Genomic DNA, 26,084 nt, shown 5'->3' with positions numbered 1-26,084 from the left:
ATTCTGATCTTGCTAGTCGAACGTCCAATCGACTACCCACTCGCCGTTTGTAACCACTGAGATTGCAGCGGCAATCCCTCTGGCCCACCAATCAAGATGCCCTGTTCCAAATCAAATGGCAGCACCCAGAGCTTCAGTTGTGGAGCGAACTCGAACACCTGCAAGGGGGCATCAAATGCAGCTTGTCTTGGGTAGATCAGCACCAACTCCCCATCACCTAATAAATACCTATGACCATAGGCGAACAACTGATAAAAATCCGATTGTTTCAATCCGTAGTTTTTATTCTCTCCGGAGGAATTCAGCCGCTTCCATTTTGTATCGAGTACCCAGCTTTTCTGCTGATGGTGGATCATCAGGTCCGGCCGCAACTGAAAGAAATTTTTACCCTTATGCCGACACAGATGTTCACTATGCGTCTGGGTGACCAGTCGAGCATCGTGAAATAGATCCCTATCTAGGCTCGCAGCTACATAACGCTCAAATAGCTTTTCCATAGGGAATAACAAGCTCATGCCGTGCCAATCCCCTGCGACCGCTAAAGGCATCTGCTGCTTGATGATCAATTCGCACCATGGCCTCACTGGTACGTAGTGCGCCATCAGTCGCTCGTTACTCCATTGTTTGAAATCGTGTTGCGCGTTACGACTTGTCGGTACTTCTAACAACATACCTCTTAACTCATGCGCTAGTCGCCAGTTAAGAGGCTCTTTGGTGGCTTTGCAGACCTGATCTAACGCGAGTTTAAGTAAGCGATTTTCCGGGCGGTCGGGTAAGAAAATATCGTGGCGTATCTGAAAATTGTGCTGACGCCCAGGTGGCTGCCGCATTTGCTTGACCACATCCAACTGACCACGCAGAAAGCGTTGTTCTTCCTCTACCCGCTGGTAATCGAAACGCAGCCCTCGTTTGATCAAGTGATCCAGAGCCAATAAAAATCGACCCATGATCCATTCGCTCAACGGTGCATCGAAATCTTGTAGATCCGCCGCACCGACTTCGCGGGTGGGCAAATTTAGGGAAGCTTGGATCATGCGTCTCAGCAACGCTCTGCTTTGCTTGATGCAATCCTCTCGCTCGAAATGCTTGGGAAGAATCTCAAGGCGCGTACCACAGGGCGTTTCCAATACGCCAACGTAGTTGTCGAGCTTGAGTAAGCAACGGTTTTCGATTTGGACCAGCCCTGCCCCGGCTTTGCTGAAAAAAGCACTTAACCTGCATAACCAGTCAAAGGCTGAAACTGATACCTGAGCAAGATCTAACGTTGGCACGGCGACGTTATCCGTCGTCAGCCTCGCGTATTCGCGAACCGTGACGATGGGTTTCACGCCGTCACGCCTTTCAGTGCTCGGATAACTGCTACACCAAGTTGACGAGTATTTAACTCACGACCGCTTGAATAGTGAGTTGTCACGCTATGCTCCGCCGCAAGTTCACGCAGTAAGGGTTTAGAGGGACGAATGACTTTCCCACCCTGTAAAACTTCAACTGAACCACTTTCAAGCTGACGAACTTGGATATCGCCTTTTTCAGCTTCGATAGAGTCTTGCAGCTTTGGAAGTACCGCCTGATGATCAATGATCCCCCAATAGGACTCGATCCGAGCAAAGGCTTCTTCATTGATCATCCATTGGTTATTTTCGTTACTGAATGCCACTTCCTCGCCAAACAACAAATTGGGTTTGAATGGTGGCTGTTCGATAAAGCAATTCTCAGCGGATTTACGATGATCGTTGAGTACCCACTGAATTCTCTGCCAATCTTCGAAAAAGTACTCCTGCAAAAGCGGGAGAACCTGCTCACGAAAAATTTGTCCCAATCGCTCCAATGTAGAGTCACTATCTAAGGGCATAAAATAAGCATGTCCCAGACAATGATCTCGATCTAGCAGCATTTCGATTCTCTGATTCATCACCTTTAGAAGTTGACCAATGCAAAGTCCACCCACGGTAATATTTTCCAGCAGTTCAGGCTTAGGCGGCATTTCGCGAAAAGTGAAACGACGACGCAATGCGATATCTAGGCCAGATAATGAACGGTCAGCGGTATTCATTGTGCCAATAAGATAAACATTGCTTGGAATACTGAAATGCTGCTTCGAGTACGGCAGTGTCACTATCAGAGCCTCGTCTGCTCCCGCCCGCTTAGAAGGCTCGATTAACGTGATCAACTCACCAAATATTCGTGAGATATTGCCGCGATTTATTTCGTCGATGATCAATACGCGGGCATCATTTCGCGGAGGTATTGCCGCCCTTGCCGGGCGTGTGCTCGACGCCTCCAGCAATCGCTCCACCAAGGCAGGCAAAATATTGAGATAACCATTGACCAGATGCGGATCCAGTTTGGTTTCCGGTACTTTTTTAAAGAGAAGTCGATTACGTATATCTGCAATCGATAAACGGCCTTCTCTCACGTAGCCTGCAAGCGTACTCAAGATACTCATACCTACAGGCAACTGATTACCTTTGGGCTTGCTTAGCTCCACTATATCGTCGGAAGCATGAGTTACAACGTATCCAGTTCCGAAGCTTTCACCCAGCTTAAACAGCCCATTCAAGCCAAGCTCTTCGGTAACAACCGGAGATTTAGCCCCCAGCAGTTGAGCAAGTTTACTCCGGTCCAACGACCCAGAACTTAGTTCGTAAAGCGTGCGTTGAGTGAATTTTCCGTTCATAAGCTGATCATGCGGCAAGGACGGCTCATAAATTCTTAGCCATTTCACCGAACGGCATTGACCGTATTCGAAGCCTTGATCTTCGCGGTTTAAGCAACGGTACTCGCCAGTCACCTCACCAATCGCCCGAAACTTTGTATTACCCTCGGTCACGACCAGCAAATCGCCAATTTTCATTTTCAGTAGAAAGCTGTGAACAGCGGTAATCCCATAAGCATTTTGAGGTAGAGTTTCACCTGCCTCTGCGAAGCGTTGGGCTATGTCCTCTCTGCTCTCGCATCCACTGAAATCAATGTTCCCGCCGTAACCAAGCAAGGCGTAATTGTTGTCTTTGCACTCATCAAAAATGTACGCATCGCCTCCGTGAATGTTCCCCAACGACATCTTCCAGACACGACGTCGCTCAATGTCCATAGGCGCTGGCGCTTGTTGGGTGACTTTTGCGCTGGCAGTGGTACACAAATTTTTGAACACACCATCGACAACGTCATAGCGCAATTGCCCGTCGTCTCCGCTTTCCGCGCGCAGTCCTTCGACGAAGTCTTCGTAGCTGAAGCTTTGATGAAATGTGACGAATTCGACATGTCCATCCGCAGCTAACTCATCAAAGCGTTTTTTCAGTGCAGCTCGGTTTTCTTTGTTGGTTTGAAGAAACTCCGGAGCAAGGATTTCTAGCGCCGCCTCGATAGTGGCGAAAGTCTTCCCGGTACCAGGTGGGCCAAACAAGATCTGATTGAGTGCGGGCGAAGTCATCGAGTCGCTATCCTTGGCTACATGAGCAAAAAATGGGCATTGCGTGGTAGCGGCTCGATCAATGTCGGTAGGTGGTGATAGGAATCAGAACCCGACGATAGAAACAGGCTACAGGCGCAGGAGATTAATCCTACAACGGTAACTACATTGGCATCACGGGTAAAGCAGTACAGAGAAGCGGTTCTGCTGCGGAGATTGGAAGCATTCGACCACTACTCATCAAGCAGAAGCTCCATGGGCGAACTCCACGGGGGACTCCGGCGACGGATTTAGCTCATGGTCCATATCCACCAACGCCATCGCGAGCAGACTCGCTCCCCGCAAGCCAGCCACATAGACACGACGATGAAGACTCGGTGATATCCAAGAGATCTCTTTGTAGCTATTGCTTCGAATGCGCCACCACTGGAAGCTGGTCACCTAAAGAAACTGGAACCCACCATGAAATTCGACCTCGCCTACTGCCTCAGCCTCGACGAAAAACTGTCGATCTATGACGTACGCGATCTCAATTTCGACGAAACCATGGCGTTCGATTCCGCAAAGGAACATTTCCAGTGCCCCAACGATGCCTGCCGCCTGGTCTTCGACGTCGCGAACGAGCTGGGAACCTTCAACGCCAAGAACGTGAATTACGTGCGCACTCCGCACTTCAAGAACCTGCCGAGCACGCGGCATGTCGAGGGCTGTCCTTATGTCAGTCTGAGGGCACCAGCATCGGGCAAAGAGGCGGACGATGCGGAAACGGCTGACAGTCGCGAGGAACATTTTCCGTCGGAGTTGTTACTGACTCGGCGTGCCTATGTGCGTAAGCCGTCACAACCGGCGGCGGCAGCAGATATGCAAAGGGATGAGCCTGCAATACCTTCAGCGAACAGCGACACTGGGCATCCCGCCCACCCTTCGGCGCCGGACAAAACCAGCATCTTCGCCCACCCGGTGGAGTGCTTCGTCTCCAACTTCGAAGACAAAGACCTGCTCAAGCGCATGCCGCTGAAGGTCGGTGAGCACACGGCGCCCTACGCTTCCTTCTTCAAAAAGATCGAATACCTGCAAGACAACAAGGGCCTGATTTACTGGGGCAAGATCAAGCAGATCAAGGACTACACCCAAAGCTTTCGCATCGATTTCGAGAAGAAGGTCTGGTTCGAGAAGAAGCCTTACTCGGTCAATGTTTACCTGAACAAGAAGCTGATCGACACCTACCGCAAGCGCAAGGCGTTCCTGGAGGAGATCAAGCACGCCGTCGACAGTGGGCGGGAGTTGTATTGTTTCTTTTATGGGGTGACGCCGGAGTTGAAGCAGGTGCCGAGCAAGAAAAACCCCGAGCAGACGTTCGGGGTGTTCAGTGCCAACATCGAGAACCTGGATCACTTTATTGTGCGCGAGGCTCCAGGGCTTACGGGCTGACGACCGCTACGATTCATGCGTTTGTCGTAGCTGGTCTTCAAGCGCCCGGATTTCCCTTTTCACTTCCTTGCGTCGCTCAAGAGCGGCTTGAACACGGGACTCATCAAGGCCTGCGTATCGACCCAGCCAATGATCGACCAAACGCATCACCGAATTTAGGAAGTAACGGATACTGGAGTTTCGAAACCTTGCCACCCATGAAGCTGTTTCGAGACGATCAGCAACCGGTTCCCCACGCCGTCCGTGGACGCAACGCATCGACCCTGCTCATTCCAAAACGCGCTCTGCCCAGCAGCAGCCCACCCACCGGTCGGGCCACCATGATTCGCCATGAGCACGGCCATTCCATGACGCTTTGAGCAGTTCTGCAATAGCGAGCTATCGCGTGAATAACCAGTTTCACCGATGAGCACACTAGCGGCATACAACTGCGCGCCTTGTTTTGCAGCGTGTGATGAATGTTCCGGGTGACTGAAATCAGCACACACCGATAGGGCTATGGGTAAGTCGGCGATAAGCATCAAATCGCCCCCATTACCCGCACTAAAGAATTGCTCTTCGCCAGGGTGTAAATGCTGCTTGGTATAGACACCAATCGAGCCATCTTGGTGGAGTATGAAAGCTGCAATTAGCGGTTTGTCATAACCGGGTAGACGCAACGGTAAACCCACTACCGTGGTCATGGAGGCTTCCCGCGCAAGGTGTCGCAAGGGGGAGAGAAGTGGGCTATCTATATCCTGCGCCAAGGCTTCAGCCAAGGTAGGTTCATATCCTGTGAGCGATAACTCGGGAAAGAGTAATAGCCCCACCCCCTGCTCGCGGGCGTGCTGCATGAAATCCATGTGCAGCGTCAGGTTGGCACTGATATCGCCAGCACGAACGGCGCATTGGGCTGCAGCAAAAATTGGTGCCGACATGAGCGTCTCCAAAAAGAGCACAATCCTAACGTGGCCCCGATTTCCACGCCACAGCGCGCTCCCTGGGGTAAAGCGCATGGTCGCGTTTGTAGAAGACATATTACGATCTCGTCGACCCACTCAAGCTCATAAGGTTGGCGAACGGCTTCCGAGATGTAATCCCGCGCTTCTTCACTGAGAACGGATAGCTCCGCCTCGGAGAGCAAGTCATGCTTAACCATCAAGCTCAAGCCTCTGAGCGCACTGGAACGGGATTGGCTGTTCGCGTCGAAGGCGCGGTACATGTCCTTGTTACGGTCCTGAATCAAACCGTAGAGCATGCCATATCGAGCATGAGCTGAAAGCGCCCCATGCTGGGCGATTGCCTTGGCATCGGCGAGAACCCCCTGACAAAAGCGATCGAGGGCAATCTGGCGAAGCGCCTTGAATTTTCTCCAGTCACTTTCAGCAATCGACATGACGTCCTCCTTCAAAGATTTGGACATCGGCACGCTGATTGTTGCGAAAAAAACATGATGAACCAACCCTCATTTTCACTTCGGGTCCGCATGCTCCATGTCGCCATCAGGGCGACATGACCGCTCGTCAGGAGCAAAGACGCGAAACCGTAGAAAACAAAAATCCATTTGATTCCGCCTCAAAACAACTGTACAAAAACACAGTATATTTTGAATCAGCACTCTCGAGCCCGGAGAACACCATGGCCTCTCAAGCGATGAAAATCACCCTGGAACGTATCGCCCTCTTCCAATTCACCCCTGCCCACTGCGCCCAGGCCCGAGCGATGCTGGGCTGGAGTGTGGAGGAGTTGTCCCGTGAATCCGGGGTTTCGGTGGAGGCCATTGAGCGCTTTGAGGCGCGCAAGGAGGTGCTGGATGTCACGCGGTTGGCGTTGGCGTATCGGTTCGAGTCTGAAGGGCTGGCGTTCTTCCCGGGATTTGCGCCGGGGCGTGGGATGAATGTGAGAGGGACCACTCCGAACCCGGTGGGGCGAGCGGATTTTGCGATGGTTGAGTGAGGCCAAGATGATGGAGTGCCTGTTACTCCTCGGGCGCGATGTGCAAATCGTTGTCAAATCGGCCCCCCGCACTCGCAAAGAGGGTCGTATTGAAGTGGTGTTTGCCTAATGCATGATCAGGGTTTGAAAGCCGGTGCTTGTCGTGCGTGTGAGGCTTGTTCGTAACCGTAGGCCATCGCCAATAGCTTGGCTTCGCTCCAGCGGGTGCCGTAGAAAAACACTGAGGTTGGCAGGCCATCGGCGTCGATGCCCGACGGCATCATGATGCCGGGGTAGCCTGCAAGCGGTATGACGTTCAAGCCGGGGGAGCCTACGTCCAGCACCAAGGCGTCCAGTTGATGGGTTTTCAATAAAGCATCGATGACCGTCGCGTTTTCGTTCTGGATTTTCTGCCACAGGTCGTTGTAGGTGTTCTCGTCAAAATCAACGGCGCTGGCCGCGATCAGGGTGGTTTGTCCGTAGTTCATGGTGCCAGGCGTGTCCTCGTTGAACTGCACGATAGCTTCCAGCGTGGGTGCAGCCAGTGCGGTGCGTGTCGCCAGATACCGAGGCAGATCACGCTTGATGCCCATCCACATCGCCTCTTCGACCCGCTCTGATATTGGATCAACGAGTTCTACAGGAATCAATTTGGCGCCGGCAGCCTGTATGACTTCCAGCGCCTGGGAAAACTGCGGATCACTTTCGAGCCCTTCGGGGCTATTGTCGAACTTCATCGGGAAACCGATACGGCGCCCCACCAAAGCATCAGCGCGTAGCAGAGCCGTATAGTCCGTTGTATCGACGCCTGGAGGTCTTCTGATCGGGTCAGCCGGGTCGATGCCAGTCATGGCGTTCAGAAGCAATGCGGCATCGCGAACCGTGCGGGTTATAGGGCCTGGTGTATCGAGTTTATGCGTCACTGGAACGATGCCACTACGGCTCAGTAAACCCACGGTAGGCTTGAGACCTACCACACCGTTGAGCGACGCAGGGCAGATGATCGAGCCGGCCGTTTCTGTGCCGACCGTCAATGGCGCAAAACCGGCCGCGACAGCTGCGGCGGAGCCGGAACTTGAGCCGCACGGCGTCTCACTCAGCAGGTGCGGATTTTTGGTTTGCCCGCCTCGCCCGCTCCAGCCATCGGGGATGGCGGGGTCGCGAAAGTTGGCCCACTCGCTGAGGTTGGTTTTCCCCAGGATTATTGCCCCGGCAGCTCTCAGTCGCTGCACGATGAAGGCATCCTGTGCGGCGGGTTGCCCAACCAGTGCCAACGAACCTGCGCTGGTCTGCATTTCGTCAGAGGTGTCGATGTTGTCCTTGAGCAGCACCGGGATGCCATGCAGTGGACTGCGTACATGCCCGGCTTTTCGCTCCTTGTCCAGGGACTCGGCGATGGCCAGTGCATCGGGGTTGAGTTCGATGATCGAGTTGATCGCCGGCCCGCTTTTATCCAGCGCCTCGATGCGCTGTTGCAGATGGCGTACAAGCGCCACAGCTGTGAGCTGACCTTGCTCCATGTTGGAGCCGAGTTCATCGACCGTTAAATATTCCAGCCCTGATGTTTGAGCGTGGGTTACGCTCGCGATCGACAGCAAAACAACCTGAGCCAGCCGCGTCATGCAGCCTTTAATTGTTACTTCCATGTAGTAGAGATCCCTGTAGACGACCGTTAGTGAATGAATGAGCTCATTCGCTTTCCAGCCTACAGAAGCGTCTGGAAATGTCCGTCATCACTCGGCTTCGGATCTCGTCGGAATACTCGTCCGGCTCTGTAATTGTTTTACCCGATGCTCTCTTTAATCCTCATAAACCTGCTGCTCAACTTCCGTCCCTCAGGCACCTGCCCTCAGTGGCTGAGATCGAACGTGCAGCTGTGGATTGGCAACAGCCAGCTCGCACGACGGTTATAGTTAAGCCCAGCCCCAGCACGATCAGAGAACGCCATGACCAGCAAGCCTACTGACACCGCAACTGCAGCGCCGGTGGATCACCTGCGCTTCCACCGCCACCACGCCCATCTGGCGCCGACCTTTGGCAATGACAAGTTTGCGCTGCGCGCCGAGGCCTTTGCGCGGTTCTTCGGCACACCAACCTTTCTCGGTGCGCAAACGCTGATTGTGCTGGTCTGGATTTGCCTCAATCTGACTGGCGTGACGCACTTCGATGTCTATCCGTTCATCCTGCTGAACCTGGCGTTCAGCCTGCAAGCGGCCTACGCCGCGCCCTTGATTCTGTTGGCCCAGACCCGTCAGGCGGCGCGGGACAAAGCCCTGTCTGAAGCCGATGCGCAACACCGCGAAGCGCTGGCGGTCGCCAACAGTGAGCGTCAGGCACAGGCGGCACAGAACACCGCGCAACTACTGGAGCTGCTTGAGCAAAACACTCGTCTCACGGAAATGACCAAGGTCCTGACCGAGCGCATCGAGAGCCTGACGTCGGAAATGCATCAACACTTCGTGCGCAAGGACGCGCCGAAAACCTGATCGTTTTTACGCCGGTTTCAACGCCCGCCCCAACTCGTCAAAGGCCGAGGCGGCTGCGCGGATGCTGGAGCGGTAAGGGTTTAGCCTGTAGACGATGTGGTGTGCTTGAGGCCGCCATCGCGAGCAGGCTCGCTCCCACAGGTTCAGTGGCGTCCACGGCTTTTGTGTTCGACACGGACATTGTGGGAGCGAGCCTGCTCGCGATGGGGCCAGCCCCGTCAGCACAACAGCATCAACCCCGCACCACCCTGCGCACCGCCGCTATCTCCGGCACTTCCCGCCGATTCATGTACACCCGCAACGGCTCGGTGATGTTGATCCGCTCGTCGATGTTCTGGTCCAGCAACAGCTGGATCAACTCGCGCTTGAGGGTCATGGTCTGTTCGGGGCCGGGGGCCCAGACGAATTCACTGGCAGGAATGATGCCGTCGTCCGCCACGTCCATGCCGAACGAGTCTTCGCTGAAGCGCACGATGTAATGGCCAGTCTTGCGGTTGAGGCCGACGAAGCCATTGAGTTGATCGGCGGCCTGACAGATGAGCTGGGAAGTGATGCGCATGGTAAACCCCAAAAAAGTCATAAAGGTTTACACGCGAGGCAGGCAGACAGGATTTCCCTCTGCGGGGAAATGGCCTGGCCAAGAGTACTGCAAATAACCGCACAAAAGCGCTGAAAAATTCTGCTTTGCACAGGTTTGTGTCGGTCCTGCGATAGCGCCCTTTGCGCTCAGTTGTTAAAAGAGACCTTCTTGAAAAGCCACTGCGAAAGGAACTCGAACATGCCCCTTACCTTCAACAAAAGTGCCCTGCTGCTGGGTCTGCTGCTCGCCCTCGGCCAGGCACAGGCGGCCAGCGAGCCAAGCCCCAAGGCCCTGGCCAGCCACCTGGGTATCCCGCACCCGGCGGTGATCGCTCACCGGGGCGCGTCGTTCGATGCCCCGGAATCCACTGCCGCCGCTTACAAAGCCGCCCGCGACCTGGGCGCCGACTATCTGGAACTGGACCTGCAACGCAGCAAGGATGGCGTGCTGTTCGCCCTGCACGACAACAACCTGCAACGCACCACTGACGTCGCCAGCAAATTCCCCGAGCGCAAGGACAGCCCGGCCAACGCGTTCACCATGGCCGAACTGAAAACCCTCGACGCCGGCAGCTGGTTCAATACTGCTTACCCGGAGCGCGCACGCCCGGCCTTCGCCGGCCTGAAAATCCTGACCTTGGACGAAATCATCGATATCGCCCAGGGCAGCCCGCGGCACAAACCGGGGCTGTACATCGAGACCAAGGAGCCCAAGCAGTTCCCCGGCATCGAGCGTGATCTCAAGGACAAACTCCAGGACCGTGGCTGGCTGAGCCCGAACGGTTCGACCCTGGGCAAAAGTGCCCTGGCGGTCGGCCAGGGCAAAGGCAAGGTGGTGCTGCAAACTTTCGAAAAAAGCAGCCTGGAACTGCTGCAACAGGAAATGCCGAACGTGCCGAAAATCCTGCTGCTGTGGGTTGGCGAAGGCAGTATCGAGCCCAAGTCGAAGGTGACCTTTGCCGAGTCCGGCGATAAGGACAAAGCGGCTTACTACGCGAAGCAGGAACCGAAAGACAAAGCCGAATTCCAGCGCTGGGTCGACTACGCCAAGGCCCAGGGCGCGATCGGTACCGGTCCGTCCGCCGCGCTGACCCAGGGTGGCGATCAGAGTTATTCGGATTTGGTGCAGCCGTGGATGAATGAGTACACCCACAACCAAGGTCTGCTGGTGCACGTCTACACCGTCGATGATGTGGTGGATTATCAGAAGGTCATGGAAGCCGGGGTGGATGGCATCTTTACCAATCGGGCCGGTGAGTTGTTGAAGTTCTATAAACGCCCGGCAGTAGTCGGTGTGGAGCAGGTGCTGCTCAATAATGGGTATTGATGCTGGACCGAGGTGAGCCCATCGCGAGCAGGCTCACTCCCACAGGTTTTGCGTTGCCCGGGGATTGATTCAGGACATGCCGGGCATTTTAAGGGTGGATTAAGTTACACAGGCTAACCTGATCTCACTTAAACAGTTCAACCAAGGAAAGAATCCCATGAAGACCCTGACTGCTTTGTTCACTGCCGCCGCCCTGACCCTCACCGCCGGCCTGGCCCAAGCCGATGTTCCTGTCGATCAGATTCCTCAGTTGGTCAAGGACGGGAAGATCAAGCCGCTGGAAGAACTGAACCAGATCGTGATGAAGCTGCACCCGGGTGCGACGATCACCGACAGCGATCTGGACAACCACTTCAACAGCTACGAGTACGAAGTTGAATTGCGTGACGCCAAAGGCGTTGAGTGGGACGTGGACGTGAATGCCGCCACTGGCGAAGTCCTGAAAAACAAGCAAGACAACTGATTCAGCCACACCCCGAAAGCCGCGCGATCTCATGATCGTGCGGCTTTTTTTTGGTCACTGGTTTGCGGGTCAGCATTTTCGACTCGTATGCGCGTTCCTGCGAGAGCTGCGGTGCGGTGATCCGACTTGCCGGCGAACGCGTGCAAACCGGAAATACGCGGCGTGATTGAGTCCATCGCCAGCAAGCCGGCTACTGCAGGTTTTGTGCTATCTGTATTGGGTGGAGAGCCTTTTTGACGGTGTCAGCCGTTTCCCGATTCCCAGAAGATACGACCGTTTGCAATTATTTTCTGTCACAAAACAGTCATCCGCCGTTGTCATGATGCCGCTCAAGTGAACCTGTAACACCCGCGACAGGCGCCTCTCTTGCGAGCCTTCATGAACCACAGCATCGATCAAAGCCATCGCGACCCGGATCTGTTCGGCCTGCTGTACGGATTCATTTTTAGCCCTGGCGAACGCGGTCGGGAGATCGACTCGGCGCAGGCGCTGCGCTGCCTGCAACAACCGCCGGACGACGAGCAGTTTCTGTGGCTGCACCTGAACCTCGCCCACGCCGCGTGCGAGCGCTGGATGAAGAGCCATCTGCAATTGCCCCAGGAGTTTTTCGAGGCCCTGCACGAAGGCTCGCAGTCGACGCGTATCGAGCATGTCGATTCGACGTTGCTGGCTGTGGTCAACGATGTGGTGTTCAACCTCAGCAGCATGGCGTCTTCGGATGTTTCGACGCTGTGGGTCTGCGCCCGCAGTCGGCTGATCATCAGCGCCCGTCTGCAACCGCTGCACTCGGTGGACAAGTTGCGCTCGTCGGTGAAGGCCGGCGAGTGTTTCCGTTCACCTCTGGAGTTGCTGGTGCATTTGCTGCGCGATCAGGGCGAAGTGCTGACTCAGATTGTGCGCAGGACCAGCCTGAGCGTCGACCAGATCGAAGACGAGTTGCTGTCCTCGCGCCTGTCGACCAACCGAGCCGAACTGGGCGCCAACCGCCGGGTGCTGGTGCGCCTGCAACGGCTGCTGGCGCTGGAGCCCGGCTCGTTGCTGCGCCTGCTCAATCGACCGCCGCAATGGCTGCAAAAGGAAGACGTCAAGGAGCTGCGCAAATCCACCGAAGAGTTCGCGCTGATCATCAACGACCTCACCGCGCTGGGCGAGCGGATCAAGCTGCTGCAGGAAGAAATCGCCGCCAACCTCACCGAACAGAGCAACCGCACGCTGTTCACCTTGACCGTGGTGACAGTACTGGCGCTGCCGATCAACATCATCGCTGGTTTCTTTGGCATGAACGTTGGCGGCGTGCCGCTTTCCCAGGATCCGCAAGGGTTCTGGATCCTGGTGGCGCTGGTGGCGACCTTTACCGTGATCGCCGGGCGCTGGGCGTTTCGCAAGCGCCAGGATTATTAAGAGCAAGAGCAAAAGATCGCAGCCTGCGGCAGTTCCTACAGGGGGTTACGCCGGGTTTGATCAATCCCGGCCTTTGCGAGCCGGGATTTTTTCTCTCGCGAAGGCATTTCGTCGCAAATTCAGGGGATTAGCCCTTAATTAATCCGCCACCCGCCAGATTGCCCTTCAGTTTGCTAACGTGTTGCCGATTCTTTAGAGACTCGATGTATTCAGGAGAGGAATCGTGAATCTGTACATCAATCAGCTGCAACACAAAGCTGACTTCAAAGAAGCCATTTATGCCGGTGATATTTTCCTGAACACGCAGTTGCGCGCCGCCAAAGAGCTGTGTGCGTTCGCTCAGGACAGCATTACCGCCGCCTTCGACGGCGAGACCAACCACCAGGCCCTGCACACGCTGATGCCGGTGGAAGAGTTCGTGGTTCTGGTCACCCGCCTCAAGGGCCAGTTCACCAATAGCCAACGGGCCAAGGACTTGATCCTGTCGTTCATCGACGAAATCGGTGTCGACCCTCGTGAATACATTTTCGACGTGCCACGCATCCGCGTAGTACCCAACTATGAATACCTGCACGCCGGTGTCAGCTACGCCTACAAGCCACACCGCGACACCTGGTACGGCAGCGTCGATTGCCAGATCAACACCTGGATGCCGGTGCACACCATCAGCCCCGACCAGACCATGATGATCAACGCCGGTTACTTCGACGTACCGGTGAAGAACACCTCCAGCGAATGGAGCCTCAACGACTGGATCAACAACCAGCGGCACAAAGCCAAGGAAAACCTCAAAGAGGAAGTCCGTGTGCACCCGGTGCCGCTGGAAGCGATCAACACTGCATCGGAAATGCGCATTGCCGGCAACACCGGCGAGATGCTGATCTTTTCCGGATCGCACCTGCACGGCACGGTTGCCAACCACACCAATCAGACCCGCTTCAGCGTGGACTTCCGCCTGATGCACCTGGACGACCTCAAGCACAACCGCGGCGCCATCAACGTCGATAGCGCGTGCCCGGACGTCGGCGCAGGCTTCAAAGACTATTTCCACGCACACGACTTTTCGAATTTCCAAGGAATCGAGCAATGACCAAGCGTCGCATCACGCCCGCCGAGGCCCAGTACAACGAAACCCGCGCCAACGTCCTCAAGCGTGTTGACGCCGAGTACGTGGCCGACGCGCCTTTCGTCTTTGCCAACCGCATCGGCGTCACCGCTGCACTGTCGCGCATGGAGTTGTTCAAGAAAGTCGCCGAAGTACCGGGCGCGATCATCGAGTGCGGCGTGTACAAGGGCAACTCGCTGATGCTGTACATGCACTTGTCGATGATCCTGGAACCGTATGCGATCAACCGTTCGATCGTCGGCTTCGACACCTTCGAAGGTTTCCAGAGCATCGACAAGAAAGAAGACCCGGCCGACGTCAACGAAACCATGTTCTCCGACACCGACCAGTCGCTGATCCAGGACATGATCGACGCCAACGACCTGCTGCGCCCGGTCAACCGCATCCCGCGTTGCGAGCTGGTCAAGGGTGACATCGTCAAGACCGTGCCGGAGTGGGTCAAGACCCGTCCTGACCTGGTGGTGGCGATGCTGATTCTCGACACCGACCTGTACGAGTCGACCAAAGTCGCGCTGGAAACCTTCCTGCCGTACATGCCAAAAGGCGCCATCGTGGTGCTGGACGAAGTGGCCTACCGCAACTTCCCGGGCGAAACCAAGGCCCTGCGCGAAGTGCTGGACCTTAACAAGATCGAACTCAAGCGCTTGCCGTTTGACTCATGCGTGGGCTATTTCCACGTCTGACGCGACCCTGCTCTTGCCCAAGGCAGGAGCAGATCCCGAAGAAAAAAACATCCCCTGTGGGAGCGGGCTTGCTCGCGAAGGTGTGTCAGTCGACGCATGTTTTGACTGATACACCGCCTTCGCGAGCAAGCCCGCTCCCACAAGGGTTACCTGCTCGGTTGCCAAAGGTTACTGGCATACTTCCCGCCCCATCACCACCCGCTCCCGCACCACGTCATACACCCAGTGATAAACATAGGTGTACGGCAGGAAGAACAGCAGCACCCCGATATCCAGCAAAAACGCCTGCCACAGACTGACATTCAGCCACCAGGCAATCAGCGGAACACCCAGGGCAACCAGCCCCCCTTCGAACAGCAGCGCATGCACCACCCGCACCCAGGCGTTGTGGGCGATGGAAAGGCGTTTAAGTGCACGATCGAACAGACCGTTGAATACCACGTTCCAGGCCAGTGCCAGGGCGGCGATGATGACGGTGACCACGCCCATCTCCAGCATCGGCTTGGCCATGATCCAGGCCAGTAACGGGGTACAGATCAGGATCGCCAGCAGTTCGAAACCGATGGCCTGGAGAATACGTTCTGTAATGGATTTGCTGGCGCTCATGGCCGAACTCCTTGAGTGACGATGGTTGCCATGATCTGCCACCACACCGATACTTCATAACCAATAACCATCGATCAAGGCGATAGTTCATGGCTTCCCACGAAGTGTTGCTGGCGTTTGTCCAGGCGGCGACCCAAGGCTCCTTTTCCGCAGCAGCGCGCAAGCTGGGCCGCAGCCAGTCGACCATCAGTGCGGCGGTGGCCAGCCTGGAAATCGACTTGAACCTGACCCTGTTTGACCGCAGCAGCCGCAAACCCGGCCTCACCGCCGCCGGGCACGTCATGCTGCGCCGGGCAGAGGAAATCCTGGACGCCACCAGCCGTCTGGAAATGACCGCCAGCCAATTGTCCCAAGGGGTGGAAGCGAAGCTGACCGTGGCGCTGTCCGATACCTACCAGTCCAACCGTTTCGAAGCGGCGTTGAGTGCGTTCGAACAACGTTACCCGGACCTGGAACTCGAATGCCTGATTGCCGAATGCGATGACCTGATTAGCCTGGTGCAAAGCGGCCGGGCGCATGTGGCCTTCGCCGAAATGCAGGACAGTTATCCGCTGGATCTGGTCAGTTCGACGGTGGACGAACGCACGGAAATCGCCCTGTTCGTTTCCCCCCAACACCCGTTGGCGGCACTGGAAAGCGTCGACCAGGACCTGCTGCGCCAGCACCGCGAGTTGCGTCTGGCAACCATCGTCAATCCCTATGTAAACCGCGCCAAGGGACGCGTGTGGTCAGCGCCCAGTTACTTGATGCTGCTGGAAATGGCCCAGGGCGGATTCGGCTGGGCGCCGTTGCCACGTTGGCTGGTGGAGCGGTTCGGCCCGGGGACATTGCAGGAACTGGTCGTGCGCGGCTGGCCGAAAACGGTGTCGGTGGATGCCTTATGGTCACGGCTGCAGCCGCCGGGGCCGGCGGGGAGTTGGCTATTGAGCCAGATGCTGGAGTGAAGGTCCTGCGGCCCTTATCGCGGGCCACGCTCCCACAGGGGGTGGTCGCAACCTCAAAACTTGTGTATCCCCCCCGCCACCGCCAGCGCCGGCGGGGAGCTAAAGGGAGGGGTAGCCGATCTTCAGGTTTTCGAAACCTGAGTTCAACTCGCAATCTCAGGTCGATGTATAGCTTAAGACACCTCGGTCGGTCCCCTCGCCCCCTGGGAGAGGGCTAGGGTGAGGGCCGCCGATCCAAACCCCGCAACCGCTCCTCGATAAACCGCCGCTCCGGCTCCAACCGCGTCAACTCCAACGCCCGCTCCCACGCCACACGCGCCTCGTCCACCCTGCCCAACTGCCGACAAAACTCCGCCCGCGCCGAATGCGCCAGGTGGTAATCCCCAAGCTCACCACGATCCAGAATTCCCTCGACCAGCCTGAGCCCCGCCAACGGCCCATCCCGCTGGGAGATCGCCGCCGCTCGATTCAACTCGATCACCGGTGAAGGCACCGCCCGCAACAACACGTCATACAAACCGACTATCTGCGGCCAGTCGGTGTCAGCGGCCGTCGCCGCCTCGGCATGCACCGCCGCAATCGCCGCCTGCAGGCAATAAGGTCCAAAGCGCCCCATCGTCAGTGCGCGCTCAATCAACCCGCAACCTTCGGCAATCAGCCCGGCGTCCCACAGCGAGCGGTCTTGCTCATCCAGCACAATCAACTCACCGCCCGCGGAGGTCCTGGCCGGCCGCCGCGACTCATGCAACAACATTAACGCCAGCAAGCCCATCACCTCGGGCTCGGGCAGTAACTCCATCAGCAAACGCCCCAGTCGAATCGCCTCTCGGGTCATATCCTCGCGGGTCAGTTGCGCCCCGAGGGACGCCGAATACCCCTCGTTGAACACCAGGTAAATCACCCGCAACACACTGTCCAGACGCTCGGGCAGTTCCGCCAGGGTCGGCACTTGATAGGGGATTTTCGCGTCACGGATTTTCGCCTTGGCGCGCACGATACGCTGGGCGATGGTGGCCGGCGCCGAGAGGAACGCCCGGGCGATTTCTTCAGTGGTCAGGTCGCAGACTTCGCGCAGGGTCAGCGGCACTTGCGCGTCCGCCGAAAGGGCCGGGTGGCAGCAGGTGAAGATCAGCCGCAGGCGATCGTCTTCCACGTCTTCATCATTCCAGTCGGTCTGCTCCAGCGCCTCCAGTTGCGCGATCAACATCGGCTGCGAAGCGGCAAAACGAGCGCGCCGACGCAAGGCATCAATGGCCTTGAAACGCCCGGTGGACACCAGCCAGGCGCGCGGATTGTCCGGCACACCGTCACGCTGCCAGCTCTCGACCGCGATAAAAAACGCCTCATGCAAGGCTTCTTCGGCGAGGTCGAAGTCCCCCAGCAAGCGGATCAGGGTCGCCAGAATCCGCCGCGAGTCCTCGCGGTAAACCTGCTCGACCCGAGCCGCTACCGACACGCCCGGCATCAGTCGGGCGTGCCTGCGATCATCAACGCCATCGGTCGTTTAAAGCTCATGCAAAGGCTCCTGTTGGTCACTGCTTTTCAGGGATTGAGTTGGCGAACCGGCCGCACCTCGACACTGCCGACACGGGCGGCCGGAATCTTGCCGGCCACCTGTATCGCTTCATTGAGGTCCTTGGCATCGATCAGGTAGAAGCCGGCCAGTTGCTCCTTGGTTTCGGCGAACGGGCCGTCGGTGATCGATAGCTTGCCGCCACGCATGCGTACCGTGGTGGCAGTCTGCACCGACTCCAGCGCCTCGGCGGCGATCATCCGGCCGCTGCCCTGGATCGCCTCGGCATAGGCCAGGCACTCTTCGTCTTTCGGGCTTTGCGGCTGCGAATGCAGCAGGTGCTCATCGCTGTAAACCAGGCATAGGTACTTCATGGACGTCTCCGCAATCGAAGGATCAACTATGGTCGCTGCTGGGCACTTTGGCGAAAAAAGCGACGATCAGGGCTTGAGGTCGAACAGGGCCGCGCCGCTCTGCATATCGAACGGCGCCGACCAGTGCTCGTGGACGATGTACCACTGCCCTGCTTGCTGGCGATAGCAGGCGGTACCGCGCATCCAGCAGGCCTGTGTTTCGCCCTTGTCGTTGGTGCCACCGCAATGGGTCAGCCAGTGGGCAAAAGCGACTTCCTGGCCCGACTCGATCCTGATGTCGTGGAATTCGAAAATATGCGGGCCCTGGCACATCTTCATGCAGTCCAGCCAATGCGCGCGATAGGCTTCTTTACCCTTGAATTGCAGGGCCTTGACCGCGTCGAAGGAGACGATGTCGTCGGCGTAAAACGCCATGATTTTATCCACATCCTTGGACTCGACAGCCTGGCGGTAGGTTTCAATCAGTTGCTGGATCTGGGCTTGAGCGCTCATGGTGATTCTCCGTGTTTTTTGTTTGAAGACACCCTTAGTCGTCTGCCGTAACCACAAATCGACAGCGCAAATAAAAATAACCCACCCAGGCAAACTCGCTAGAATCCGAGACACAATTTGTGTTGAAAAAGGATGCACCCGTGGCCGCCCGACTCGTGCCCTATGAAAGCCTGAATGCGCTGCAGCGCCAGCAGGTCGAGGCCATCGAAGTGCATAAGGAACAGGTCAGGTTCAGCGGCGATATCCATGGTGCATTGCACACCCTGCTGTCCCGGCCCGGCCCTGGCGTCAAGGGTTTCGCCCTGCTCGCCGAAGACATACCCGTCGCCTTTCTGCTGCTCAAGCGCCCGCCGGTGCTGCCGGCCTGGGCAGACGAACATAGCGCCACCCTGCATGCCCTGCAGGTCGACCAAAGCGCCCAAGGCAAGGGTTATGGCAAGGCATGCCTGCAAGCGCTGCCCGAAGTGGCGCGCCAGGCCTGGCCGGAAATCAGGGGGCTGGAATTGTCGGTGGATGCCGAAAACGAGGCGGCGATTGCCCTGTATGCCAGGTTCGGGTTCGTCGACAGCGGTGAGGCGTACCGGGGGCGGATTGGCTATGAGCGGCGGATGGGATTGGTGTTTTGAACGAGTAATGCCCTCAACAAATATTACTGACCCAACACAGCACCACTGTGGGAGCAAGCCCCCTCCCACAAGAAATCGGCGTCAGGTTTAGAGGCTCAGCACCATCTCATGCCACGCCATGCCGCCATGGTCTGAGGCCGAAGGTTTGATGTAGGCAAAGCCGAACCCGGCATACAACGGAATATGCCGTTCCTTGCACATCAGGTTGATGCTGACCTTGCCCAGCGCACGCATGCGCTCGATGAATTCGCCCATCAGGCGCTTGGCCAGCCCTTGGCCCTGGTAATCCGGGTGTACCACCACCGACATGATCACCACGTGCGGTCCGTCCGGGTCGTGACCGACCATTTCCTTGAACTCTTCATCCGACATTTCCACCTGAAACGCCGCGCCCGAATTGATGAATCCGGCAACCACCCCGTCCACTTCAGCCACGATAAACCCCTCGGGCCAGGTGGCGATGCGAGTGGCTATTTTCTCCCGGGTCGCCGCTTCGTCGCCTTCGTAGGCAACGGTTTCGATGGCAAAGCAGCGGTCCAGATCGGCGGGCGTGACGTTGTGGATGACGGTGTGCATGGCAGCTCGGATTCAGCGGGGACAAGGCCTGCGATGATAAATCAGCAGCACCCCGACATCGAGAGACGAATCGCCACCCCGTCTCTCGATGCGGGTTCAGCCCTTGATCGGCAGCCAGATCTCCAGCTTGCCGGTGTTGAGCCTGGGGTTGAAGTCTTCGCTGTAGCGTTCGAACTCCGGGGCGTCCACCGTCTGATGCCCCGACTGCGGCAGCCAGGTGTCGAAGATGTAGCGAAAGGTCAGCGGCAAGGTACTCAAAGGCCCCTTGTGTTCGAACACCGCGTAATACTGGGGCTGAACCTCTACCCAGCGGTACTGTTCGGGCAAATCGTCGAGCTTGCTGATCTCGACCCCGGCGACATAGTCAAAGCCACCCTTGCCGTCGAAATTGCAACAGACGCCGTAGGTCACTTCACCTGACTGACCAGGGACCTGACCGATGTGCGGAATGAATTTTTCCCAGAGCGCGGGAATGCCTGCGGTGGTCTGCTGGGTAAACCGTTCGCCCAGCCCTGCGATCAACAGGAAGTGACCATGTTCGAAGCGTGGTTCAGACACTTCGACGCTTTTTTGCTCATCCATGATTCGACTCCTGGCGTTTAAAAGTGGGTTCGGCTGGGAGTATAGAAGCCCAAGCCGATTCGCCCAGTTACAGGGCGTGCAGCTGCTCGACGGCGCCGGCACCGACGAACTCGTTATAGCCAGAAAGGATCACGTAGACCGCGAAATAACAGAAGATCGCCGCCGATGCCATGTAGGAGTAACGCAGCAGCTTATCGCCCAGCAGCTTGCCGCCGTGGCTGGCGGCGAAGCAAAGTCCCGCCGACCACAACAACCCGGCGCACAGGAAACCACCGAGAAACAGCGCAGAACTCAGGGCACCACCACCGCCGGAACGGGCGATCAACGTACCGCCCACCGCCGCAAACCAGAGAATCGCGCTCGGCGATGACATGGCAAGGAAAATCCCGCGCAGGAACTCCTTGCGATGGGAGTTGTGCCCCACCTGCGCCGATTGCGCCAGCACCGCCTCGTGATGAATGGCCGAATAAATCATCTTCGCCGCGAAGTACACCAGCAACGCCGAGCCACCGATCCACAACACCCAGCGTACGGATTCGTATTGCAGCAACACCGTCATGCCGGCCAGCGCCAGCACCGCGTAGATCAAGTCGCCGACGCAGGTCCCCAGCCCCAGGGCAAAGCCTTGAAAATAGCCGCGCTGCATCGCCAAAGTGATCATCGCGATGTTGGCCACACCGATGTCCAGGCACAGCGAAAGGCTCAGCAAGAAGCCGCTGGTAAATTCCATCGAACCCTATCCTTCGGAAAAATTTGTTTACGTGGAGGCTGGACAGTCTGCCACAGCTGACCGTACATTCCGCCACAGGTCACCACAGTGACCAGCGTCGCTCGGACGGTTCCGGGCGCTTACGTTATCCGAGGCAACAATGGCCGAACAAGGTTCGCCGCGCCGCTTTGCGCGCATAGATCGACTCCCCCCCTACGTTTTCAACATCACTGCCGAGCTGAAGATGGCCGCCCGTCGTCGTGGCGAAGACATCATCGACTTGAGCATGGGCAACCCCGACGGCGCCACGCCGCCGCACATCGTTGAAAAACTGGTAACCGTCGCCCAGCGCGAAGACACCCACGGCTACTCCACGTCCAAGGGCATTCCGCGCCTGCGCCGGGCAATTTCCAATTGGTACAAGCAACGCTACGAGGTCGACATCGACCCGGAAACCGAAGCCATTGTCACCATCGGTTCCAAGGAAGGCCTGGCGCACCTGATGCTGGCGACCCTGGACCAAGGCGACACCGTGCTGGTGCCCAACCCGAGCTACCCGATTCACATCTACGGTGCCGTGATTGCCGGCGCCCAGGTGCGTTCGGTGCCGCTGGTGCCCGGGGTGGACTTCTTCGCTGAACTGGAACGGGCGATTCGCGGCTCGATTCCGAAGCCGAAAATGATGATCCTCGGCTTCCCGTCCAACCCTACCGCGCAATGTGTGGAACTGGACTTCTTCGAACGCGTGATCGCCCTCGCCAAGCAGTACGACGTTCTGGTGGTGCACGACCTGGCCTACGCCGACATCGTCTACGACGGCTGGAAGGCCCCGTCGATCATGCAGGTACCGGGCGCGAAGGACATCGCCGTGGAGTTTTTCACCCTGTCCAAGAGCTACAACATGGCCGGCTGGCGCATCGGTTTCATGGTCGGCAACCCGGAGCTGGTCAACGCCCTGGCACGGATCAAGAGCTACCACGACTACGGCACCTTCACCCCCTTGCAAGTGGCGGCGATTGCCGCGCTGGAAGGCGATCAACAATGCGTGCGCGACATCGCCGAGCAGTACCGGCAACGGCGCAACGTGCTGGTCAAGGGCCTGCATGAACTGGGCTGGATGGTCGAGAACCCGAAGGCGTCGATGTACGTCTGGGCCAAGATTCCCGAGGCTTACGCGCACCTGGGTTCGCTGGAATTTGCCAAGAAACTGCTGGCCGAGGCCAAGGTCTGCGTCTCGCCGGGTGTCGGTTTCGGTGAGTATGGCGATGATCACGTGCGCTTCGCGCTGATCGAAAACCAGGACCGCATTCGCCAGGCCGTACGCGGGATTCGCGGCATGTTCCGGGCTGATGGGCTAGTCGCCAAATCCAACGCCTGACACATAACAACTGTGGGAGCGGGCTTGCTCGCGAATGCGGTATGTCAAACAACATCTATGCTGACTGATACACCGCATTCGCGAGCAAGCCCGCTCCCACATTGGTTTTATGTTCAGCCTTGACATGAATTGCCCACAAAAAAACCGCATCGCTGCGGTTTTTTTGTGTCTGCCAATCGGCTTAAACGAACAACGACAACAGCAGGATAAAGCCCAGGCCAACCACCGACAGGATGGTTTCCATCGCCGTCCAGGTCTTGAAGGTTTCTGCCACGGTCATGTTGAAATACTGCTTCACCAGCCAGAATCCGGCATCGTTCACATGGGACAGGATCAACGAACCCGCACCGGTCGCCAGTACCAGCAGTTCACGGTTCACGCCAGGAATCATCCCGACCACAGGCACCACGATACCGGCACCGGTAATGGTCGCCACGGTCGCTGAACCTGTAGCAATACGAATCACCGCCGCCACCAGCCAGGCCAGCAGGATCGGCGAAATCTGTGCGTTCACTGCCATGTGGCCGATCACGTCACCCACGCCGCTGGTGACCAGCATCTGCTTGAAGCCACCACCGGCACCGATGATCAGGATGATCGCGGCGGTCGGCGCGAGGCTCGCATCCAGCCATTTCATCATCTGCGTCGAACCGATGCCCTGCTTGTAGCCGAAGGTGTACAGCGACAGCAGCAATGCCAGCAGCAACGCCGAAATCGGGTGACCGATCAGGTCCATGAAAGCGCGGAAGATGTTGCCATCGGGCAGCACCACGTCGGCAAAGGTCTTGAGCAGCATCAGGAACACCGGCAGCAGCACGGTCACCAGAGTGATGCCGAAGCTCGGCAGATCGGCCGAATCCGACTCGCGCGCCAGTTGATCCACCAGTTCCTGATTAGGATGACCTGGGATGTGCTTGGCAATGAACGTACCGAAGATCGGGCCGGCGATGATGGCGGTTGGCAGCGCAACGATCAGACCATAAAGAATGGTTTTACCGATGTCGGCACCGAACACGCCGATGGCCAGCAGTGGGCCCGGGTGCGGTGGCACCAGGCCGTGTACGGCGGACAGACCGGCCAGCAGCGGGATACCGATCTTGATGATCGACACACCGGTGCGGCGAGCAACGATGAACACCAGCGGAATCAGCAGTACAAAGCCGATTTCGAAGAACAGCGGAATGCCGACCAGGAAGGCGGCGAACATCATCGCCCACTGCACCTTGTCTTTACCGAAGGCGCGGATCAACGTCTGCGCAATCTGATCCGCACCACCGGATTCGGCCATCATTTTGCCGAGCATCGTGCCCAGCGCCAGGATGATACCGACGAAACCAAGCACGCCACCGAAGCCGTCCTGGAACGCCTTGATGATGGTGCCGATCGGCATGCCGGAGGTCAGCCCGAGGAAGGCTGCGGCAATGATCAGTGCGAGGAATGGGTGCAACTTGAACTTGGTGATCAGGACGATAAGCCCGATGACCGTGACCACTGCATCTAGCAGCAGGAACGTCTCGTGGGACATGCCAAACATTAGGGGTGTCTCCTGGTTGTTGTTGTTATTAAAGCGGGTTAATCAGAAGTCGTGAGGACAGCGCTGTCTTTGCAAGCACAGTCATACTGCCTGCTTCAGGCCGTTTGCCAGCCACCAGCGGTGCGCTTGCAGGGCCAGTTCGTCGACGCTGCAGGTCGAGGCATCCAGCGCCAGGGTCATCGGCTCGCCAATGGGCGACTCCAGCGTGGCGAACTGACTGTCGATCAGGGTCGACGGCATGAAATGGCCGGGGCGGTGTGAAACACGGTCGGCGGCGACTTCAGGAGTGAGTTCGAGGAACACGAAGCCCAGACCCGGCAGGGCACTGCGCAGGCGCTCACGATAAATGAGTTTGAGCGCCGAACAGGTCAGCACCGGGCGTTCGCCCTTGGCGTCGATACGACGCAGCTCATCGCACAGGCTGTCGAGCCAGCCGGCACGGTCTTCATCGTTCAGGGGGGTCCCCGCGCTCATCTTTTCGATGTTGGCGGCAGGGTGGAAAGTGTCGCCTTCAATGGCAGTGGCGCCGCTCAAGTGGCACAAGGCCTCGCTGACGCACGTCTTGCCGCAACCGGCAACGCCCATGATGACCAGGGCGGTGATGGGATGATTCATGTAACACCTCAGCGCGCAGACAGCGCTACCTTTGCCAGTTATGACACTAGTTCAAAAGCAGAAGTTGCCGACGCCTTCTTGTCATTTTTTATGGGTTGCAGCAGGTTCGTTTCCCAACACCAAAAAGCGAGAATCAGGCAACCCTCGCCCACGCATTGCAGCTGCATCGAGACAGCGCTACCTTAGTGCCTTGAATATTGTTTGGCAAGCCGTCGATGACTCCAACTAAAAACGATAAAAATACCCGCACCACTGGCCGCCCTACCCTCAACGAGGTCGCGCGCCTGGCTGGCGTCAGCCCGATTACCGCTTCGCGCGCCTTGCGCGGCGTCAGCACGGTAGCCCCTGAGCTGGTGGAAAAAGTGCAGAAAGCGGCACTGCAACTCAACTACGTGGTCAACCCCGCCGCCCGCGCCCTGGCCTCGGCCCAGAGCCATTCGGTGGTGGTATTGGTGCCGTCGCTGTCCAACCTGCTGTTCATCGACACCCTGGAAGCCATTCATCAGGTATTGCGCCCCAAGGGCTTTGAAGTGCTGATCGGCAACTTCCATTACTCGCGCGACGAAGAAGAAAACCTGCTGCGCAATTACATGGCCTACCAGCCGCGCGGTTTGCTGCTGACCGGGTTCGACCGCACCGAAAGTTCGCGACGGATGATCGAAGCCAGCAACATTCCCTGCGTGTACATGATGGAACTCGACAGTGCGGCGGGCCTCAATTGCGTCGGCTTCTCGCAACTCGCAGCCGGCGAAACGGCGGCCGAGCATCTGCTGTCTCGCGGGCGCAAGCGCCTGGCCTACATCGGCGCGCAACTGGATCAACGTACCCTGCTGCGCGGCGAAGGCTTCCGCCGCGCCCTGCAAAAGGCCGGGCGCTACGACCCGGATCTGGAAGTACTGACACCGCGCCCCTCGTCCGTGGGCCTGGGCGGTGAATTGTTCCTGCAGATGATCAACAGCCGCCCCGACGTGGATGCGATTTTCTTCGGCAACGACGACCTGGCCCAGGGCGCCTTGCTCGAAGCCATGCGCTGCGGGATCAAGATTCCCGAACAAGTGGCGATCCTGGGCTTCAACGACTTGCCCATGTCCGAACATATGGTCCCGCGTCTGAGCAGCATCAGCACCCCGCGCGAAGCCATCGGCCGGCGCGCGGCGGAGCAGATGCTGACATTGATGGCCGGCAATACGGTGGCCAGGCCGGTGCAGGACATGGGGTTTGAGCTGAAGGTACGCGAGAGCACCTGAGTGGTTTTCCCGTGGTGGTCCGCAACGGCGCAAGCAGGCTTGATGTCGTCCGTTTGCAGGCACACTATT

Annotated in this window: 26 protein-coding genes and 2 pseudogenes; 13 read left to right on the top strand and 15 right to left on the bottom strand. The window is 57.6% G+C overall.

Annotated features, from left to right (window positions below):
- Window positions 1-32: 32 nt before the first annotated feature.
- Window positions 33-1,328, bottom strand: coding sequence for an McrC family protein (locus tag ASE98_RS01875; RefSeq protein ID WP_060539725.1), 1,296 nt, complete (start codon window positions 1,326-1,328; stop codon window positions 33-35).
- A complete protein-coding gene (locus ASE98_RS01870) occupies window positions 1,325-3,430 on the bottom strand; it encodes an AAA family ATPase (RefSeq protein ID WP_060539724.1) in 2,106 nt (701 codons plus the stop codon). The genes ASE98_RS01875 and ASE98_RS01870 overlap by 4 nt, the downstream gene beginning before the upstream one ends.
- A gap of 441 nt (window positions 3,431-3,871) precedes the next feature.
- Between ASE98_RS01870 and ASE98_RS01865 the strand changes: the two genes are divergently transcribed.
- Entirely contained in the window at window positions 3,872-4,840 is a 969-nt protein-coding gene (locus ASE98_RS01865; RefSeq protein WP_060539723.1) for a hypothetical protein, read from the top strand.
- Window positions 4,841-4,995: 155 nt separating this feature from the next.
- Here ASE98_RS01865 and ASE98_RS01860 read toward each other — a convergent pair whose 3' ends face one another.
- A complete protein-coding gene (locus ASE98_RS01860) occupies window positions 4,996-5,757 on the bottom strand; it encodes a carbon-nitrogen hydrolase family protein (RefSeq protein WP_060539722.1) in 762 nt (253 codons plus the stop codon).
- Window positions 5,758-5,858: 101 nt separating this feature from the next.
- Window positions 5,859-6,215: pseudogene (locus ASE98_RS01855) on the bottom strand (hypothetical protein); the annotation flags it as partial.
- A 242-nt stretch (window positions 6,216-6,457) separates the two neighbouring features.
- On the opposite strand from ASE98_RS01855, the gene ASE98_RS01850 reads away from it, so the two are divergent.
- Complete coding sequence (locus ASE98_RS01850) at window positions 6,458-6,775, top strand: helix-turn-helix transcriptional regulator (protein WP_060539721.1); 318 nt, start codon at window positions 6,458-6,460, stop codon at window positions 6,773-6,775.
- Window positions 6,762-6,884, top strand: a pseudogene (locus ASE98_RS27030) (transcriptional regulator); the annotation flags it as partial. The gene ASE98_RS01850 and the pseudogene ASE98_RS27030, both read left to right, overlap by 14 nt.
- Before the next feature lie 7 nt (window positions 6,885-6,891).
- On the opposite strand, the gene ASE98_RS01840 reads toward ASE98_RS27030, so the two are convergent.
- Window positions 6,892-8,400 (bottom strand): amidase family protein, encoded by a 1,509-nt coding sequence (locus ASE98_RS01840; protein ID WP_060539720.1) that lies wholly within the window; start codon window positions 8,398-8,400, stop codon window positions 6,892-6,894.
- Window positions 8,401-8,700: 300 nt separating this feature from the next.
- Here ASE98_RS01840 and ASE98_RS01835 point away from each other — a divergent pair, with 300 nt between their 5' ends.
- Window positions 8,701-9,240: a DUF1003 domain-containing protein gene (locus ASE98_RS01835; protein ID WP_060539719.1), complete on the top strand. Its 540-nt coding sequence runs from the start codon at window positions 8,701-8,703 to the stop codon at window positions 9,238-9,240.
- A 232-nt stretch (window positions 9,241-9,472) separates the two neighbouring features.
- Here the strand turns inward: ASE98_RS01835 and ASE98_RS01830 are convergent, their stop codons facing one another.
- A complete protein-coding gene (locus ASE98_RS01830; protein ID WP_060539759.1) occupies window positions 9,473-9,799 on the bottom strand; it encodes a DUF2025 family protein in 327 nt (108 codons plus the stop codon).
- A gap of 219 nt (window positions 9,800-10,018) precedes the next feature.
- Between ASE98_RS01830 and ASE98_RS01825 the strand changes: the two genes are divergently transcribed.
- The 5 genes from ASE98_RS01825 to ASE98_RS01805 all read left to right on the top strand — a co-directional run bounded on the left by ASE98_RS01825 (window position 10,019) and on the right by ASE98_RS01805 (window position 14,819).
- Window positions 10,019-11,146: a glycerophosphodiester phosphodiesterase gene (locus ASE98_RS01825; protein WP_060539718.1), complete on the top strand. Its 1,128-nt coding sequence runs from the start codon at window positions 10,019-10,021 to the stop codon at window positions 11,144-11,146.
- A 157-nt stretch (window positions 11,147-11,303) separates the two neighbouring features.
- Entirely contained in the window at window positions 11,304-11,609 is a 306-nt protein-coding gene (locus ASE98_RS01820) for a PepSY domain-containing protein (RefSeq protein WP_060539717.1), read from the top strand.
- Window positions 11,610-11,987: 378 nt separating this feature from the next.
- On the top strand, window positions 11,988-13,010 hold the full coding sequence (locus ASE98_RS01815; protein WP_060539716.1) for a transporter: 1,023 nt from the start codon (window positions 11,988-11,990) through the stop codon (window positions 13,008-13,010).
- Between the two features lie 223 nt (window positions 13,011-13,233).
- Window positions 13,234-14,100 (top strand): hypothetical protein, encoded by an 867-nt coding sequence (locus tag ASE98_RS01810; RefSeq protein WP_060539715.1) that lies wholly within the window; start codon window positions 13,234-13,236, stop codon window positions 14,098-14,100.
- Window positions 14,097-14,819: a TylF/MycF/NovP-related O-methyltransferase gene (locus ASE98_RS01805; protein WP_046031989.1), complete on the top strand. Its 723-nt coding sequence runs from the start codon at window positions 14,097-14,099 to the stop codon at window positions 14,817-14,819. Before ASE98_RS01810 ends, ASE98_RS01805 begins: the two co-directional genes overlap by 4 nt.
- Before the next feature lie 168 nt (window positions 14,820-14,987).
- On the opposite strand, the gene ASE98_RS01800 is transcribed toward ASE98_RS01805, so the two are convergent.
- On the bottom strand, window positions 14,988-15,425 hold the full coding sequence (locus tag ASE98_RS01800) for a multidrug/biocide efflux PACE transporter (protein ID WP_060539714.1): 438 nt from the start codon (window positions 15,423-15,425) through the stop codon (window positions 14,988-14,990).
- 89 nt (window positions 15,426-15,514) lie between these two features.
- Between ASE98_RS01800 and ASE98_RS01795 the strand changes: the two genes are divergently transcribed.
- Entirely contained in the window at window positions 15,515-16,369 is an 855-nt protein-coding gene (locus ASE98_RS01795; RefSeq protein ID WP_060539713.1) for a LysR family transcriptional regulator, read from the top strand.
- 214 nt (window positions 16,370-16,583) lie between these two features.
- On the opposite strand, the gene ASE98_RS01790 is transcribed toward ASE98_RS01795, so the two are convergent.
- The 3 genes from ASE98_RS01790 to ASE98_RS01780 all read right to left on the bottom strand — a co-directional run bounded on the left by ASE98_RS01790 (window position 16,584) and on the right by ASE98_RS01780 (window position 18,748).
- Window positions 16,584-17,834: an RNA polymerase sigma factor gene (locus ASE98_RS01790; protein WP_060539712.1), complete on the bottom strand. Its 1,251-nt coding sequence runs from the start codon at window positions 17,832-17,834 to the stop codon at window positions 16,584-16,586.
- 77 nt (window positions 17,835-17,911) lie between these two features.
- Entirely contained in the window at window positions 17,912-18,256 is a 345-nt protein-coding gene (locus ASE98_RS01785) for a YciI family protein (protein WP_060539711.1), read from the bottom strand.
- Between the two features lie 66 nt (window positions 18,257-18,322).
- Window positions 18,323-18,748, bottom strand: coding sequence for a YybH family protein (locus ASE98_RS01780; RefSeq protein WP_060539710.1), 426 nt, complete (start codon window positions 18,746-18,748; stop codon window positions 18,323-18,325).
- Between the two features lie 140 nt (window positions 18,749-18,888).
- On the opposite strand from ASE98_RS01780, the gene ASE98_RS01775 reads away from it, so the two are divergent.
- Window positions 18,889-19,374 carry a GNAT family N-acetyltransferase gene (locus ASE98_RS01775; protein WP_060539709.1) on the top strand — a complete coding sequence of 162 codons (486 nt, stop codon included), beginning with the start codon at window positions 18,889-18,891 and terminating at the stop codon, window positions 19,372-19,374.
- Between the two features lie 87 nt (window positions 19,375-19,461).
- Here the strand turns inward: ASE98_RS01775 and ASE98_RS01770 are convergent, their stop codons facing one another.
- The 3 genes from ASE98_RS01770 to ASE98_RS01760 all read right to left on the bottom strand — a co-directional run bounded on the left by ASE98_RS01770 (window position 19,462) and on the right by ASE98_RS01760 (window position 21,262).
- Window positions 19,462-19,950 carry a GNAT family N-acetyltransferase gene (locus ASE98_RS01770; RefSeq protein WP_060539708.1) on the bottom strand — a complete coding sequence of 163 codons (489 nt, stop codon included), beginning with the start codon at window positions 19,948-19,950 and terminating at the stop codon, window positions 19,462-19,464.
- A gap of 96 nt (window positions 19,951-20,046) precedes the next feature.
- Window positions 20,047-20,532 carry a GyrI-like domain-containing protein gene (locus tag ASE98_RS01765; protein ID WP_060539707.1) on the bottom strand — a complete coding sequence of 162 codons (486 nt, stop codon included), beginning with the start codon at window positions 20,530-20,532 and terminating at the stop codon, window positions 20,047-20,049.
- Between the two features lie 67 nt (window positions 20,533-20,599).
- Window positions 20,600-21,262, bottom strand: a complete 663-nt coding sequence (locus ASE98_RS01760; protein ID WP_060539706.1) for a LysE family translocator — start codon at window positions 21,260-21,262, stop codon at window positions 20,600-20,602.
- A 139-nt stretch (window positions 21,263-21,401) separates the two neighbouring features.
- Here ASE98_RS01760 and alaC point away from each other — a divergent pair, with 139 nt between their 5' ends.
- On the top strand, window positions 21,402-22,619 hold the full coding sequence (alaC, locus tag ASE98_RS01755; protein ID WP_060539705.1) for an alanine transaminase: 1,218 nt from the start codon (window positions 21,402-21,404) through the stop codon (window positions 22,617-22,619).
- A gap of 181 nt (window positions 22,620-22,800) precedes the next feature.
- Here the strand turns inward: alaC and ASE98_RS01750 are convergent, their stop codons facing one another.
- Both ASE98_RS01750 and ASE98_RS01745 read right to left on the bottom strand, forming a co-directional pair.
- On the bottom strand, window positions 22,801-24,153 hold the full coding sequence (locus ASE98_RS01750) for a GntP family permease (RefSeq protein ID WP_060539704.1): 1,353 nt from the start codon (window positions 24,151-24,153) through the stop codon (window positions 22,801-22,803).
- 81 nt (window positions 24,154-24,234) lie between these two features.
- Window positions 24,235-24,768 carry a gluconokinase gene (locus ASE98_RS01745; RefSeq protein ID WP_060539703.1) on the bottom strand — a complete coding sequence of 178 codons (534 nt, stop codon included), beginning with the start codon at window positions 24,766-24,768 and terminating at the stop codon, window positions 24,235-24,237.
- 215 nt (window positions 24,769-24,983) lie between these two features.
- Between ASE98_RS01745 and ASE98_RS01740 the strand changes: the two genes are divergently transcribed.
- Window positions 24,984-26,015 (top strand): LacI family DNA-binding transcriptional regulator, encoded by a 1,032-nt coding sequence (locus ASE98_RS01740; protein ID WP_060539702.1) that lies wholly within the window; start codon window positions 24,984-24,986, stop codon window positions 26,013-26,015.
- The last annotated feature ends 69 nt before the right edge of the window (window positions 26,016-26,084 follow it).

The sequence above is a fragment of the Pseudomonas sp. Leaf48 genome (assembly GCF_001421885.1).
Classification (GTDB): Bacteria; Pseudomonadota; Gammaproteobacteria; order Pseudomonadales; family Pseudomonadaceae; genus Aquipseudomonas.
Note: the sequence above shows the minus strand (reverse complement) of the source record. Positions and strands in the feature narration are given on the sequence as shown.